Consider the following 15,109-nt stretch of genomic DNA (forward strand, 5'->3'; position numbering starts at 1 on the left):
CGACATCATGATGATGGCGTTGAGCACGGCCACCCCGAACAGGGCAATGAAGCCCACCGCCGAGGACACGTTGAGCGTCATGCCGCGCAGATGCAGTGCCACCAGCCCGCCCAGCGTGGCCAGCGGAACGCACAGCAGAATGAGCGCAGGCTGGCGCAGGTTCTTGAACTCGGCAAACAGCAGCACGAACATCAGGGCCAGCGCCATCGGCAGGATCAGCGCCAGGCGCGCCTGGGCGCGTTGCTGGTTCTCGAACTGGCCGCCCCAGGCGATCTGGTAGCGGCCGTGGTCGTACTGCACCTGCTGCGCGATGCGTGCCTTGGCGTCCTCCAGGAAGGAGGCCAGGTCGCGGCCGCGCAGGTTCAGGCGCACCGTCAGGTGGCGGCGGTTCATCTCGCGGGTGATGGTGGTCTCGCCATCTTCCATGGTGATGTGCGCCACCTGCGACAGCGCGATGTGCGCACCGTTGGCGGCCACCAGCGTCAGGTTGCCCAGCGCCTCGGGCGTGGAGCGGGCGCGGCCATTGAAGACGGCGGCCACGTTGTAGCTGCGTTCCTCGATGAAGACCTGGGTCACCGGACTGCCGCCGATGCCGGTCTGGATCAGCGCCATGATGTCGGCCACGTTGATGCCCAGCCGGGCGGCGGCAGCACGGTCCACATTCACGCGCACCTGGGGCAGGCGCGGCTCCTGGTCGATGACCACGTCAGCCGCGCCCGGCACGTCCTGCAGCACGCCTTGCACGGCCGTGGCCAGCACGCGCATCTCGCCGAAGTCGTTGCCGTAGATCTTGACCGCCAGGTCGCTGTGCGAGCCGGAGAGCTTGTCCAGCACGCCATCGATCATGGGCTGCGTGAAACCGACATCGATGCCGGCCAGCTTCTTGTAGCGCTCGGCCATGTGCGCGGTCAGTTCCTGCTTGGTCCAGCCGGAGGCCCATTCGGAATAGGGATGCAGCGTCACCGCAGCCTCGATGTGGGAGGGCGTGAACGGATCGGTGCCATCGTCATTGCGGCCCACCTGGGTCACGATGTGCTCGACCTCGGGAAACTCGCGGGTCGCGGCACGCAGCCGGTCGGCCAGCTCGCTGGCCTTGTCCAGCGACACGCCCGGCGGCAATTGCACCTGCAGCCAGATCGAGCCCTCATCCAGATACGGCAGGAAGTCGCGCCCGATGGTCGCTCCCAGCACCCCGATGGCGGCCAGGGTCAGGGCGGTGGCGGCCAGTACGAAGCGGGATTTGCCGACCAGTCGTCCCAGCACCTGGCGGTAACGCGGCTCCAGCCAGGCCAGCACCGGGTTATGGAAAATCTTCACCGGCTTGCGATAGGCCAGCCACGACAGGCCAGGCGTCAGCAGCAAGGCCACCAGCAGCGCGCCCAGCAAAGCGAAGCCAACCGCAAAGGCCATCGGCGCGAACAGCTTGTACTCGATGCGCTGGAAGGCGAACAGGGGCAGGTAGGCAATGATGATGACCAGCATGCCGAAGAAGATCGGCCGCGCCAGCTGGCGCATCAGCTGCTGGATGTCGGCACCGGTAATCTCGCCTTGCGGACGTTCTTCGCGCAGGCGCAGCACGCTCTCCACCAGCACGATGGCGCCATCGACCAGGATGCCGAAGTCGATCGCCCCCAGCGACAGCAGGTTGGCCGGGATCTTGAAATGATGCATCAGGATGAAGGCCGTCAGCAGCGACAGCGGAATGGTCATGGCCACGATGGCCGCCGCGCGCGCACTGCCCAGGAACAGCAGCAGCACCAGCGACACCAGCAGCATGCCTTCCACCAGCGTCTTGCCGACCGTATGCACGGTGGCGTCCACCAGCTTGCTGCGGTCGATGTAGGGCACGATCTTCACGTCCTTGGGCAGGATGTGTTCGTTGAGGTCCTGCACGGCCGCATGGACGCCTTCCATCACGCGCGAGGGATTCTCGTTCTTCAGCAGCAGGGTGATGCCTTCGATGGCATCGGACTGGCCATCAATGCCCAGCACGCCATGGCGCTCCTGGTTGCCCAGCACCACCTGGCCCAGATCCTTGACCAGTACCGGCACGCCATTCTTTTGCGACACCACGATATTGCCCAGGTCGTCCAGGCTGCGGATGAGTCCGACGCCGCGAATGACCAGGCCCTGTTCGCCGCGTTTCATGATGCTGCCGCCGGCATTGGCATTGTTGGCCGAGATGGCCTGGCTGATCTGGCTCAGCGAGGTGTTGTACTTGACCAGTTTGGCCGGATCCAGCTGCAGCATGAACTGCGTCGTGAGCCCGCCGAAATTGGACACATCCACCACGCCGGAGACTTGCTTGAGGCGCGGTATCACCTTCCAGAACTGCAGCTCGGAGAGTTCACGCAGGTCGCGCGTCTTCGATTGCAGGGTATAGCGGTAGATCTCGCCGATGGGCGAGGTCAGCGCATCCAGCCCCGGCTGCGCGCCATAGGGCAGGCTGACGGCGGCGATGCGCTCCTGCAGGCGCTGGCGCGACCAGTAGTCTTCGGCACCATCATTGAAGACCACCGTGATGAGCGAGAGGCCAAAGGTGCTCTCCGAGCGCATCACGTGCATGCCCGGCGTGCCCATGATCTGGCGCTCCAGCGGAATGGTGATCTGCTGTTCCACCTCTTCGGCGGCCAGGCCGTTGACCTGGGTGACCACCTGCGAGGTGACGTCGGCGATGTCGGGATAGGCCTCCAGCGGCAGCTGGTTCCAGCAATACCAGCCGTACAGGGCGGCCAGCAGGAACACCAGCTGGACGATGCCGCGGCGCTGGAAGCAGAGGTTGACGAGACGTTCAATCATTGAGCAGCACTCCATCCTGGGTGACGACGCGGTCGCCCGATGCCAGACCGGCGGTCACTTCGACCGCATCGCCGATCTGCGCGCCGAGGCTGACCTTGCGGGCGGCGAATTTCCACGGGGCCACTTCCACGAAGACGCGATTGGCAAAGCCGCTTTGCACCACCGCCGTCATGGGCACCAGCAGACCGGGCCGGGACGGCTCGTGCAGGGTGGCCTGGGCGAACATGCCCGGCTTGAGCCGTTCATCGGGATTGGCGGCGCGCATGCGGACCTTCACGGTGCGGGTATCCGGGTCCAGTACCTGGGCCACCGATTGCACCCTCGATGGCAGTACCTGGCCCGGATAGGCGTCCAGCGTCAGATCGGCGTCCTGGCCGGGGCGCAGGCGCGCCAGGTCCTTCTCCTGGGCGCTGGCGGTGACGTAGACGGAGGACAGATCGGCCACCGTCATCACCGAGGCCGTGGCGTCGTTCCAGAAACTGCCGGCGGCGGCGTTGAGTTCGATCACGTGGCCACTCACGGGCGAGCGCACCGCCAGCCGCGCGGCACCGCTGCTGCTTGCGTTGCCGCCGAGTGCGGCCACGCGCGCCTGGGCGCGGGCGGCTTCGCTGTCGGCCTGCTCATAGTCGCTCTGCGCCTGTTCCAGGTCGCGCCGCGCGGAAATGTTGGCCTGGTCCAGGCTGCGCTGGCGTTCCAGATTGCGTCGTGCGAGCTGCACCGCTGCCTGCGCCTTGCGCGCATCGCTGACGGCCTGGCCCAGGTCGGAGGAATCGATTTCGAACAAGACTTCGCCGGCCTTGACCGCATCGCCCAGGCGCTTGTGCAGCAGCACGATGCGCCCGGTCGTCGGGGGCAGGATCCTGGCCAGCTTGGCCGGATCGGCCTCCACCACGGCCGGCAGGCTGAAGGGGATGGCCATCGGACGGGCCTCGATGGTGGCGGTTTTCAGGGTACTGCGCAGCGCCGAGCCCGCAGGAACGACGATGGCCTCGCCTTCATGGGTCAGCGTGGGACTGGCGGCCGGATTCGGCTTGAGCTCGCCGGCCATGAGCGGCAGGGTGCCGCGTACGGCGATGACAAGCAAAGCGGCTGCGCCGAGCAGGGCGAGGACGCCGCTGCGCGTGGAGATTCTGGTTTTCATGGTGGCACCGTGGACTGTGCGGTTGGGGGGAGGGACGGGTGTCCGCGTGGCGAAGTCGCCGCTGTGTCTTGCAGCCGCGCCGCCGGGCCGTCGCCGTGGGCCGCGCTGCAGAAAACGTCGCTATGATAGGGGGCCTGGTTTCCGGGGTTTCTGAATGTTTCTTCAGGAAACGGGCCGCCAGCCCATGGTTTAATCCCGATCTCGATGACGCACGTGAATGGAAAGGTATGCAACTCCTGTTGGTGGAAGACGACATGAAAGCCGCGCGACTGCTGGCCCAGGGCTTGCAGGAAGAAGCTTTCGCGGTGACGGTGGCGCACAGTGCGGAAGAGGCGCTGGCGCTGCTGGATCGTCCCTTCGACGTGGCCATCTTCGACCGCATGCTGCCCGGCATCGACGGTCTGGCGCTGTGCCGGCGCGTGCGCCAATCGCAGGTGCTGTGGCCCATCCTCATGCTGACCGCGCGCGATGCGCTGGGCGAGAAGGTCGAGGGCCTGCATGCCGGGGTCGACGATTACCTGGCCAAGCCCTTCGCCTTCGAGGAATTGCTGGCCCGCCTGCATGCCTTGCTGCGTCGTCCGCGCCAGCTGCAGGTGCTGCATTTGCAGCTGGCCGACCTGCGCATCGACCTGCTGGCGCATGAGGTCATGCGCGACGGCCAGCGGCTGGACCTGACGCAGAAGGAATACGCCGTACTGGTGCTGCTGGTGCGCAACAGCGGCCAGGTAGTCAGCCGCCAGCAACTGGCGGAAGAAGTCTGGCATGCCGACCTGATCGCCATCGACAACCTGATGGACGTCCACATCAAGAACCTGCGCCGCAAGATCGAAGCCGATGGCCGGCCGGCGCTGATCGAGACCTTGCGAGGGCAGGGCTTTCGCATGCGCGGTGACGGCGCGCCATGAGCATGGGTTTTCGCAAACGGCTGCTGCTGGTGCATATGCTGGCCGTGGTGCTGATCGTGACATGTGCGGCGGCGGCGGGCTGGTGGCTGCTTTCGCAATCCGTGCTGGGCCAGCTCGATGCCGCGCTGCTGGCATTGGGTGAGACCGAGGCGGGCCTGCTGGTGGAGGGTGCGCCCGATGCCATCCACGTCCACGAACCGCGTGCCGGTACGGCACCGCCTTCGCTGGTGCGGCTGGACCGGCTGGTACAGATCATCGATGCCGACGGCCAGGTGCTCGCGCGCAGCAACAACCTGGGTGCGGGAACCCTGCCGGTCTCGGCCGACCTGCTCAAGCGCCTGGAGGGCGGACAGACCGTCTTTGAAACCCTGCCCAAGGCGAGCGAAGAACCCTTGCGCATGGCGGCGGTGCCGGTCAAGCTGGGCGAGCGCCGGTTTGCGGTGCTGGTGGCCGGCTCGCTGGACGATGCGGACCATATCGTCGAATCAGCCGCCTTGCTGTTCGGCGGCCTGGCCGTGGCGCTGCTGCTGGCGCTGGCGGCGGCGGGGGCGATTCTCACCGGCCGCCTGTTCGGCACGGTCGAGCGCATCGCCGCGCAGGCGCGCCGCATCAGCGATGCCAGCCTGGGCGAGCGGCTCGCGCATCCGGGCAGCGATGACGAGATCGGGCATCTGGTGGACACGCTCAATTCCATGCTGGCACGGCTGCAGCGCGCCTTTGAACTGCAGCGCAACTTCACGGCCAATGCCGCCCATGAGATCCGCTCACCGCTGTCGCGCCTGCGCACCGAGATCGAGCTGTCGCTGCGGCGGCCGCGCTCGGTGCAAGAGCAGGTGGCCACCCTGCAATCCTGTCTGGAGGAAGTGGCCGGGCTGACCAGCATGGTCGAGGAGCTGCTGCAGCTGGCGCGCCTCGATGCCGGTCAGGAAAGCCGACAACCCGAGCGCATTGCGCTGGATGCGGTGATGCGCGAGGCCATCGCCAGATGGCAAGGCACGGCCGCTGCAAGACGCATCCGGCTGGAGCTGCACGCACCGGAGACGGTCCACGCCTGCGTGGGCGAGCGCGCTGCCTTGCTGGTGTTGAACAACCTGCTGGACAACGCCATCAAGTTCTCCGCGCCCGATTCGGCGGTGGAGATCCGCGTATTTGCCGAGGGTGACGGGGCCACGCTGGAAGTGCTTGATCGCGGCCCCGGCATCGCCAGTGGCGACCAGCCGCAACTGTTCGAACGCTTCTATCGCGGTCGCGCTTCGCAGCAGGGGCAGACCAGCGGCGCCGGACTGGGACTGGCCATCGTGCGCGCCGTGCTGGACGGCTATGGTGCCAGCATCACCCTGAGCAATCGCGGCGATGGCATGGGGGCAGCCTGCCGGCTGCACTTCCCGTGCGGATCGACGGCGCTGCAGTAAGGCCTGAGGACGCTGCCGTTCAGACGATCTTGCAGGGGATGGAGGCGTCCTCGTCGATGCTGTAGACGGCGCACAAGCGATGGTAGCCATCCGCCACCACGGTGCGCTGGCCTTCCTGGCGCACCAGGAGCAACGGGGAAAGCGCGGTGCCGGACTGGATTTTCTTGATGTCCTTTTCGACGTGGTCATTGCTCACGCCCAGCGGCGACAGTCCCGAGGCACGCAGAATATCCTTGGCCTTGAAGCCGGACATGGGCGCGGCGCGTAACTTACGGACCAGCTCTGCGCAATGCGCATCGTCGTACAGCAGATTGAGATAGGACTGGGCGGCCGGATAATCATGCTCTTCCGGTTGCGGCAGCCATGCAATCGGGGTGGTGCGGGTCTTGTCATTCATGCGCTTGCTCCTTCATTGGCTGAGGCTGACATCAGGGCGTGCCGGGATGCTGCTCGCCGCCTGTCAGCGCCATCTCGCAGGGAGCAGACCGTGGCATGGACTGACCGGTCCGTCAGCGAGGGCGAAGCGCCGGCCACCCTGCGTTCAACTGGCCGGCAGCACCTTCAGGCGTGCGTATCGATCATGGTACCGAGCCTTCCTGACATCAGGCTGGCTGTCGCGGCTGTTGCGTCGACCAGAAGGTTCAGTAACGCGCATCGGCCGGTTTCTTGTCCCGCGGCCAGTCCCTGGTCTTGGGTGCGAAGTCGGGACGCGGCTGATGCGTGAAGAACTCCGCCACATCCACCGCTTCCTGGTCCGACAGCCCGCCTTGGCCTAGCGGGAAACGGTCATGCAGGGCGATCGGCATGTTGCGTTTGACGAAGGCGGCAGCGGTGTAAGTGCGCGCCATGCCGGCACCGATGTTGAAGGACTGCGCGCCCCACAGCGCCGGGTAGACCCACTGGCCGGACGGGCTGCGGATGCCTTCGCCCTGCGCGCCATGGCAGGCGGCACACTGCGCGTGGTAGATGCGTTCGCCATTGACCGGATCGGGCTTGAGTTTCTGATCGATCTTGCCGATGCCACGTCCCGGTACTTTTTCACCGGGCTGCGCGTCACGGCGCATCCACTCGATGTAGGCCAGCATGGCCTGCATGTCCTGCGATCCCGGCGGCAGTGGCTTGCCATCCATGGAGCGTGGGAAGCAGCCATTGATGCGATCTTCCAGCGTGATGACACGCCCGGCCCGTGCCGCATAAGTCGGGAAGGCGGCCGACACGCCCACATAGGGCGACCCGCCGCCGACGGTGCCCGCATTGAGATGGCAGCTGGCACAGTTCAGTCCGTTGCCGACGTGCTGCGGCAGCAGGCGTCCCGTCTCGATATTGAGGCGGGCACCAAGGATGAGCTGTGTGGCATTTTTTTCTTTCAGCATGTCAGCCAGGCGCGGCGCTTCGAAGCGCGGCCCCACCGTATTTGCCGGCTGCGCGCCCAGTTCGGCGCGCAGCCTTGCGACTTGGCGCTCACTGATATCCGCCTGTGGACGGCCGCCCCAGCTGGTCCGCGCAAAGTTGAGAATCTCGGCAATCTCGCCATCGCTCAACGCGGAAAACGCCGGCATGCTCATTGCCTTGGGCTGGGCATGGGTGCGCGCCGCACGCCAACCGGTGAGCATGATGTGGATCAGCGAGGCGGGCTCATTGCTTTGCAGGGTCGGATTGCCCGCCAGCGGCGGGAACAGCCCCTGCACCCCGTTGCCGTCGCTACGATGACAGGTGGCACAGAACTGCACGTAACCCAGCCCGCCGCGCGAGAGGTAGAGGTCGGCCGGGATGGCAGCGGCGACGGGTGCGGCGGTGGCCTGCGGCGGGCGCTGGCGCGCGGGCGAGGGCAGGCTGGCCAGATACGTGCCGATGGCCAGCAGATCCTCGTCGCTCATGTATTGCGTGCTGTGCTGGACCACGTCGACCATGTTGCCTGCCACCGTACCGAAGCGGTTGCTGCCGGTGCGCAGCAGCCCGGCCACATCCGCGGGCTGCCAGCGGCCGCGAAGGTCGAGCGCGCGCCAATTCTCCACCGTCTCGCCGGAGAGGAACAGCGGGCCATTGCTGCCGGATTCACTCATGGTTTTTTCCTGCATGCCGATACCCCGCGGTGTATGGCAGGCCCCGCAGTGCCCCGGCCCCTGCACGATGTAGGCTCCGCGATTCCATTGGGCCGACTGTGCAGGATCGGGCCGGAATGGACCGGCTTGCAGGAAGGCCATGTTCCATAGCGCCATCCCCCAGCGCTGGTTGAAGGGGAAGGACATCTCCAGCGGCCGGTTGGGTAGCGCCAGCGGCTTGACCGCCTGCATCAGGTAGACATAGAGCGCGCGCATGTCCTCTTCGCTCATCTTGGCGTAGGACGGGTAGGGCATCGCGGGATAAAGATGGCGACCGTCCGCCGTTACGCCCTCACGCATGACGCGATCGAATTGGGCGAAGCTGTATTGCCCGATTCCGGTCTGGCGATCTGGCGTGATGTTGGTGGAATACAGCTTGCCGAACGGCGTCTCCAGCGCCAGGCCGCCAGCCATCGGCTTGCGCTTGTCTTGGGTATGGCAGGCCACACAGTCGCCCAGCCGGGCGACATAGCGGCCGCGCAGAACTTGCTCGCGGGTACTGGCATCGAGTGCGTCGCTGAAGTCGGAAGGAAGATCGTCGCTCAGGCTGGCCGCGCTCGTCGGCATGGCGATGGCCGGTGCGGCAGTGGCCAGCGGTGAGCAGAGCATCAGCGCGGCGAGCAAGAGAAAAATCAGGGGAAGAAGGGGGCGGTGAAGTGTTGTCATGATGGGTCCGGATCGTTATTCCGAGAGTGAAACCTGCCCCATTTAAACCTTGCACTGTGACCACATCGATGCGCTGATCGGAAGGCGTTTGATCTTCCGCAAAGACCGCTGGCGCGGCCTCTGTCAGGTTTTTGATGGATTTCACAAACCGGCCTTTCGCAACAAAAAACGCCACCCGAAATGTCCGGATGGCGTGGTCGACGAAGGCGGCGCAGCATTCGCTGCGCGGGTGGCGAATCCGCTTACTTGCGTGGCGAGCGCAAGGACATGCGCTGCAGGATGGGCATGCGATCAAACAACTGGTGCCACAGCGTACCCAGCACATGCAGCCCGACCAGGAAATACACCGCATTGCCCATGAATTCATGCACTTCCTTGATGGGACCGCGCACGGCCATGTCCTTGGCCAGAATCACCGGCAGCGTCATGCCGAAGAACACCACATCACGGCCACCGGCCTGGGTGAACAGGATGCCGGTGATGGGCAGGCCGATCATCACGGCATACAGCAGCAGGTGCACGGCGCTCGCGCCCAGCTGCTGCAGGCGCGGCAGCGGCAGTTCGGGCGGCACGCCCAGCAGCTTGCGCGCGATCAGGCGCACCACGACGAAGATCAGGACCAGTTGACCGGCATGCATGTGCACCGTGCGCAGCAGGTCGCGCAGCGGGTCGCCCTTGGGGATGTCGTCGCGGTATTCGATGGTGGCCAGCGCCACCACGAACAGGACGAACATCAGCCAGTGCAGCGCGGCGTAGAGGGGGTGGTAGCGGGTGCCTTGCCCGAGGGCATTATTGGTTTTGTTCATCTGGGTTCCCATTGGAAAAATGAGCCTGCATGGTAAGTCAGGAAACTTAGTTCAGCATTAGCCTCGCGCAAGAAACTGCTGACCAAACCTGACTCAGGCCTGGCCCGGCGCAGGAATATCCAGGATCACGCGCAATCCGGTCTGTGATTTCTCGTCCGTTGCCGCCAGCTCGATCATGATATCCAGCCGCGCTGCCACCGACTGCACGATGGCCAGCCCCAGGCCAGCACCGGGAGCGGCTGCGGGATCGAGTCGATGGAAGGGCTGGAACACGCACTCGCGCTCGCTGGCCGGAATGCCGGGACCATTGTCGGTGATCTCAAGACGCACGCGACCCGGCGGTGTCTGAGCCGCTACGGCCAGCGCCAGGCTGATGCAGCCCCCCGGCGGCGTATAGCGGATCGCGTTGTCGATCAGGTTGCTCAGCAGCAATCCGAGTTCTACCGGATTGCTGTCCACCTCGACCTCCAGCAGTCCGTCCACGCCAAGGTCGATATCCTTTTGTTGAGCCAGTGGCAGCAGGTCCTCCAGCACCGGGCGCACGGCCTCGCGCAGCAGCAGCCGGGTGCGCGGCGAGGCTGCCATCTGATCCTGGACGCGCGCCAGGGCGAGCAATTGGGTGACCAGCGTGCGCGCCCGCTCCAGCCCCTGTTCCAGACGCTGCAAGCGTGCGCGGGCGGTATCGGATAGGTCGCTGTGCTGCAGCCCTTCGGCCTGCAGCGAGAGTGCGGCCAGGGGCGTGCGCAACTCGTGCGCGGCATCGGCCACGAAGCGGCGCTGTGCCGTCATCGCGCCTTGTACACGCGCCAGCAGGCGATTGATGGCGTCGACGAAGGGGCTGATTTCAAGGGGCAGGCCTTGGGTGGCCAAGGGATCGAGCTGGTCATCGCGCCGCTGGTCGATCTCGCGGCGCAGTTGGGCCAGCGGCGCGAACAGCGTGCGCATGATGTGCCGGAGTGCCAGCAGCAGCACCGGTACCAGAAGCAGGACGGGAATGACTGCGCGCCAGGCACTGCGCGAGGCAATGCCATCGCGCACATCGGTCTCCTGCGCCAGCGCGATGCGGCGGCCGGAAGCAAGCGGCTGGACATAGACGCGGAAATTCTCATGAAACATGACGGCCGTCTGGAAACCGTCCTGCAAGCCTGCCGGCAGCGGCAAGGCGGTAGCAGCCGGCAGGCTCTGGCCTGGCTCGGGGAGCCATTGCACGCTGATGCGCGATTCATGATCGGCCCCGGGATAGCTGCCCTCGGCCCCATCCGCGGGCAGGGTACCGCCCAGGCGGGCGATGAGTGTGCCCACCTGCAGCAACAGGTCGTCCTGCTGCCGGATCGAATCGCGATAGGCGCTGAGGAAGCCGAAGACGCCGGCACCCAGGGCCACCAGCAGAATGGCCAGCGTCAGCGCCAGCGACAGCCGTGCTTGCAGGGATCGCTGCAGGTGTTTCATGAAACGCTTGCTCCGCGCGCCACCATCCAGCCCATGCCGCGCACATTCCTGATGGCCGTACGATCCAGTTTCTTGCGCAATGCATGGATCAGGAATTCGACCGCATTGCTTTCCACTTCCTCGCCCCAGCCATAAATCCGTTCTTCCAGTTCGCTGCGCGACAGGATCGCGCCAGGGCGATGCATGAGTGCCTGCAGCAGGGCGAATTCTCGGGCCGACAGCGCCACTGGCGGCTGGCCTTGCCAGCGGGCGGTCTTGTCGGCCAGATCCAGAGACAGTTCGCCGTTGTCCAGTACTACCGTAGCCGCCCCCGACTTGCGCCGCATCACCGCGCGCAGGCGCGCCAGCAATTCGCCCATGGCAAAGGGCTTGAGGATGTAGTCGTCAGCACCGCTGTCGAGTCCGTCGATGCGGTCCTGCACGCCATCGCGGGCGGTCAGGATCAGCACCGGGGTGGCGGCGTGCCGGCGCAACTGGCGCAGTACCTGCAAGCCATCGGCACCGGGCAGGCCCAGATCCAGCAGGACGGCGTCGTAGTCCTGCTGGTCCAGGGCAGCATGCGCGGCGTTGCCGTCGCGCACCCAGTCCGCCGCGTAGCTGGCCTCCCGGAGGGCCGCGCGGACTTCCTCGCCGATCATGGCGTCATCTTCCACCAGCAGTATTCGCATCGCTTGCCATGCCTCCTTCAATGCATCCGGCCATTGGACCGGATGGTGCCAGAGTCTAAGGCAAAAGCGCGAGTGACTGCGGAAAAGTGAGCCAGGCCGCCGTCGGGAAAGCCCTCCGGCTTGTATGGATCAAATCACGATTCGAGCCATACATGCTCGGCAAAGGAGTATCCCATCATGCCGCCCAGCGGAATCGGCGAGAGGCCCTTGACCTTGCTGCTGTAGCCATCCAGCAGGGCGAGGAACATGGGGATGCCGATCCCGGCTTCCTCATGGATGATGGTTTGCATGTCTCCATACATCTGCTTGCGCTTGCCGGCATCGATCTCGGCCCGTGCTGCGGTCAGCAACTGGTCGAACTTCTCGCTCTTGAAGCGCGACTCGTTCCAAGCCGCCTGTGACTGGAAGAACTGCGTGAGCAGCACATCGGCGCTGGGGCGCGGGTTGACGTTGCCGAAGCCGACCGGATTGCTGAGCCACTGGTTGGACCAGTAGCCTTCCGGTGGCATGCGCTTGAGTTCGAGGTCCAGTCCGACGCGCTGTGCGGTCTGCTGCAGCACCGTGGCGATGTCCACCGAATACATGGCCGCCGCCGAACAGACCAGCGGTATCTTGCCGCTCACGCCGGACTTCTGCAGGTGGTATTTGGCCTTGTCCAGGTCCATCTGGCGCTGCGGCAGGCCGGCGAGGTAGAAGGGGTTGGTCGGATCGATCGGCTGGTCATTGCCCAGCACCGCATGGCCGCGTGCGATGTTTTTGCGCATGACCTCACGGTCCATCAGGTACTTCATGGCCAGCACGAAATCGGGGTTGCTGCCGGGGCCCACATCCTTGCGCAGGATCAGGTCGGTATAAGCCCCGGATGGCGTTTCCAGTACCGCAAAGCCGGCACTGCCCTTGACGCGCTCGATGGAGCGCGGATTGAGGTTGGCCACCAGATCGAGTCCGCCCGAGAGCAGGGCGTTGACGCGCGCATTCTCGTCGCCGATGCCGGCGAATTCGATCTCGTCCAGATAGGGCTTGCCGGGTTTCCAGTAATTCTCGTTGCGCACCACCACCGAGCGGATGCCGGGAGTGAATTCCTTGAGCTTGTAGGGACCGGTGCCGATGCCGGTGCTGAAATCACTGGTCCCGGCCTTCACGATGTGGAAGTGGAAGGTGCCGACGATGACCGGCAGGTCGGCATTCGGCGCGGCCAGGGTGACGGTCACTTCATTGGGGCCGGTTTCCTTGACGCTCTCGATCTGGTCGGCCAGGGTCTTGGCCTTGGATGCGGTGGCCGGATCCTTGTGGCGCATGATCGAGTAGACCACGTCGGCCGGGGTGAACGGCTTGCCGTCATGGAAGACCACGCCCTTGCGCAGCTTGACGGTCCAGGTGATGGCGTCGGTGGTCAGCATTTCTTCGGCCAGCACCATCTGCGGTGCGAGCTTGCCATCGAGCTTGGTCAGGCCGTTGTAGAACATGTGCACCCGGGTGTAGTCGGTGGAGTGCGCGGTCTTGGCCGGGTCCAGGGTATCGGCAGTGGAGCTGGTCTGGGTGGCGATGCGCATCTTGCCGCCGCGCTTGCCGGTCTGCGCCATGACGCTGCCGCTGGCCGTCAGCAGGCCCGTGCCGCCGACCGTCATGAGGCTGCCAGCCAGCAGGGTGCGCATCATGTCGCGACGGGTGAAGCCGCCAGGGGCCTGGTCCAGCGCATCGCCGGTGATGATGAAACCCTCTTTGGGGTGATGTCCGTTTTCCTGCTTGCTCATGAAATGCCTCACGATAAAAGTTCAACCACGAAGACCACCGGCCTGCCCTGCCGTCTGCATGTTGCAGATCCCTCGGGAGGGCACGCCGCCTGTTGGTCCGGCACACTCCTCGCAACATTGATACCAGGGCGGGAGCACACCGGGAAATACGGAAACTGCGCGGGAGCCCTGCAGCTCCCGCTCACTGCTGACTGCTGACAAGCGCCTTACAGACCCAGCACGCCCGGCAGGCCGGAGATGTCCTTGATTTCGGTGTAGCCGTAATACGGGGTCGAGGGTTCATGGCCGCGGGCCACGAAGACCTTGTTCTTGATGCCCATGTCGGAGGCCGGCATGAGGTCGTAACGCAGGCTGGAGGACACGTGCAGCACGTCTTCCGGATTGCAGTTCAGGTTGTCGAGCATGTATTCGAAGGCGCTCAGGCGCGGCTTGTAGGCTTGTGCCTGCTGGGCGGTGAAGACCTTGTGGAAGGGTGCGCCCAGTTGCTCGACGTTGTGCATGATCTGGCTGTCGTCGGCATTGGAGAAGATCACCAGCGGGAATTCCTTGGCCACCTTGGACAGGCCGGCCGGCACGTCGGCGTGCGGGCCCCAGGTCGGCACGGCCTTGTAGAAGGCACCGGTTTCCTCGTCGGTGGTCTTGATGCCCCAGCGCGCGCAGGTGCGGGTGATGGCGTTCTTGCAGACCTGTTCGTAGGGCTTCCATTGATCCAGCACTTCATCGAGGCGATAGGCCGCGAACTGGCGCAGGAAGAACGGCATGTCTTCGGCGGAGACGCGATCGGCGTAAATCTTTTGTGCCGTTTCCGACATCTGGAAACGGGTCAGGGTGCCGTAGCAATCGAAGGTAATGAACTTGGGCTTGAAAATGCTCATGGAAAATCGTCCTGTCAAAAAAGGGGGCGCATCACCTGTTGGGCCTGCGCTGGAGGCTGCTTGCTTGCGGGATTGCGGTTGACTGCATGAGAAGGATTACAACATAGCGAAACTTGCGATTTATTCCTTTTTGACCGGGCCGCGAAACAGAAATATGTGTTTTCTGCGGTCCAATCAGCATAGCTTGCCGAGCAGTGCAGCAATGCGAGCCGGGTGCGCTGCTTTGGGGCATTTTCACCAAACTGGTGCGGATCGTGTCCGCAGGCTGGCGCATGTCCGGGACTGCATTTGCGCAGGCGATGCCTGCTCCGCATCTGCTTGCGCACCGCGCTGGCCTGCCAAAGCAGAACCTGCGGGGGCTGCATCATGCTACTGCCGGTGCCGCCCAATTTTGTGCCGAGAAGAGGGGGCAGATCGCCATAAGATTGCGAATTGGCAGGCTTGAAAACTGCCGCGCAATGCCGCGCCAGGTGCATCATCGCTGGGGTAGCGTTGCGGAACCGGCCAGCGGGCGCGGCCCGCAGCGCGAGAA

Annotated in this window: 12 protein-coding genes; 2 read left to right on the plus strand and 10 right to left on the minus strand. The window is 64.9% G+C overall.

The window, feature by feature from the left end; genetic code table 11:
- Both B3873_RS20565 and B3873_RS20570 read right to left on the minus strand, forming a co-directional pair.
- On the minus strand, positions 1 to 2,799 hold a 2,799-nt coding region (locus B3873_RS20565; RefSeq protein WP_286868697.1), incomplete at its 3' end, for an efflux RND transporter permease subunit.
- The gene (locus tag B3873_RS20570) at positions 2,792 to 3,940 is read right to left on the minus strand and encodes an efflux RND transporter periplasmic adaptor subunit (RefSeq protein WP_286868699.1); all 1,149 of its coding nucleotides are present in this window, start codon (positions 3,938 to 3,940) and stop codon (positions 2,792 to 2,794) included. The genes B3873_RS20565 and B3873_RS20570, both read right to left, overlap by 8 nt.
- A gap of 227 nt (positions 3,941 to 4,167) precedes the next feature.
- Between B3873_RS20570 and B3873_RS20575 the strand changes: the two genes are divergently transcribed.
- Entirely contained in the window at positions 4,168 to 4,845 is a 678-nt protein-coding gene (locus tag B3873_RS20575) for a response regulator transcription factor (RefSeq protein ID WP_286868700.1), read from the plus strand.
- Positions 4,846 to 4,847: 2 nt separating this feature from the next.
- Positions 4,848 to 6,257 carry a sensor histidine kinase gene (locus B3873_RS20580; RefSeq protein WP_414651556.1) on the plus strand — a complete coding sequence of 470 codons (1,410 nt, stop codon included), beginning with the start codon at positions 4,848 to 4,850 and terminating at the stop codon, positions 6,255 to 6,257.
- Between the two features lie 19 nt (positions 6,258 to 6,276).
- Here the strand turns inward: B3873_RS20580 and B3873_RS20585 are convergent, their stop codons facing one another.
- The 8 genes from B3873_RS20585 to B3873_RS20620 form a co-directional block, all read right to left on the minus strand.
- Positions 6,277 to 6,654, minus strand: coding sequence for a hypothetical protein (locus B3873_RS20585; protein WP_039785798.1), 378 nt, complete (start codon positions 6,652 to 6,654; stop codon positions 6,277 to 6,279).
- 244 nt (positions 6,655 to 6,898) lie between these two features.
- A complete protein-coding gene (locus B3873_RS20590) occupies positions 6,899 to 8,968 on the minus strand; it encodes a c-type cytochrome (protein WP_414651557.1) in 2,070 nt (689 codons plus the stop codon).
- Positions 8,969 to 9,267: 299 nt separating this feature from the next.
- Entirely contained in the window at positions 9,268 to 9,831 is a 564-nt protein-coding gene (locus B3873_RS20595) for a cytochrome b (RefSeq protein ID WP_286868702.1), read from the minus strand.
- Positions 9,832 to 9,924: 93 nt separating this feature from the next.
- Complete coding sequence (locus B3873_RS20600; RefSeq protein WP_286868704.1) at positions 9,925 to 11,280, minus strand: sensor histidine kinase; 1,356 nt, start codon at positions 11,278 to 11,280, stop codon at positions 9,925 to 9,927.
- Positions 11,277 to 11,948 (minus strand): response regulator transcription factor, encoded by a 672-nt coding sequence (locus B3873_RS20605; RefSeq protein ID WP_286868706.1) that lies wholly within the window; start codon positions 11,946 to 11,948, stop codon positions 11,277 to 11,279. The genes B3873_RS20600 and B3873_RS20605 overlap by 4 nt, the downstream gene beginning before the upstream one ends.
- A gap of 134 nt (positions 11,949 to 12,082) precedes the next feature.
- Positions 12,083 to 13,702: an ABC transporter substrate-binding protein gene (locus tag B3873_RS20610; protein WP_414651555.1), complete on the minus strand. Its 1,620-nt coding sequence runs from the start codon at positions 13,700 to 13,702 to the stop codon at positions 12,083 to 12,085.
- 206 nt (positions 13,703 to 13,908) lie between these two features.
- Complete coding sequence (locus tag B3873_RS20615; protein ID WP_034332087.1) at positions 13,909 to 14,577, minus strand: haloacid dehalogenase type II; 669 nt, start codon at positions 14,575 to 14,577, stop codon at positions 13,909 to 13,911.
- A 14-nt stretch (positions 14,578 to 14,591) separates the two neighbouring features.
- On the minus strand, positions 14,592 to 15,056 hold the full coding sequence (locus tag B3873_RS20620) for a hypothetical protein (protein ID WP_286868709.1): 465 nt from the start codon (positions 15,054 to 15,056) through the stop codon (positions 14,592 to 14,594).
- Positions 15,057 to 15,109 lie beyond the last annotated feature (53 nt).

Origin of the sequence: Herbaspirillum sp. UBA812, from assembly GCF_002296545.1 — a bacterium.
GTDB classification, from domain to species: domain Bacteria; phylum Pseudomonadota; class Gammaproteobacteria; order Burkholderiales; family Burkholderiaceae_D; genus Herbaspirillum; species Herbaspirillum huttiense.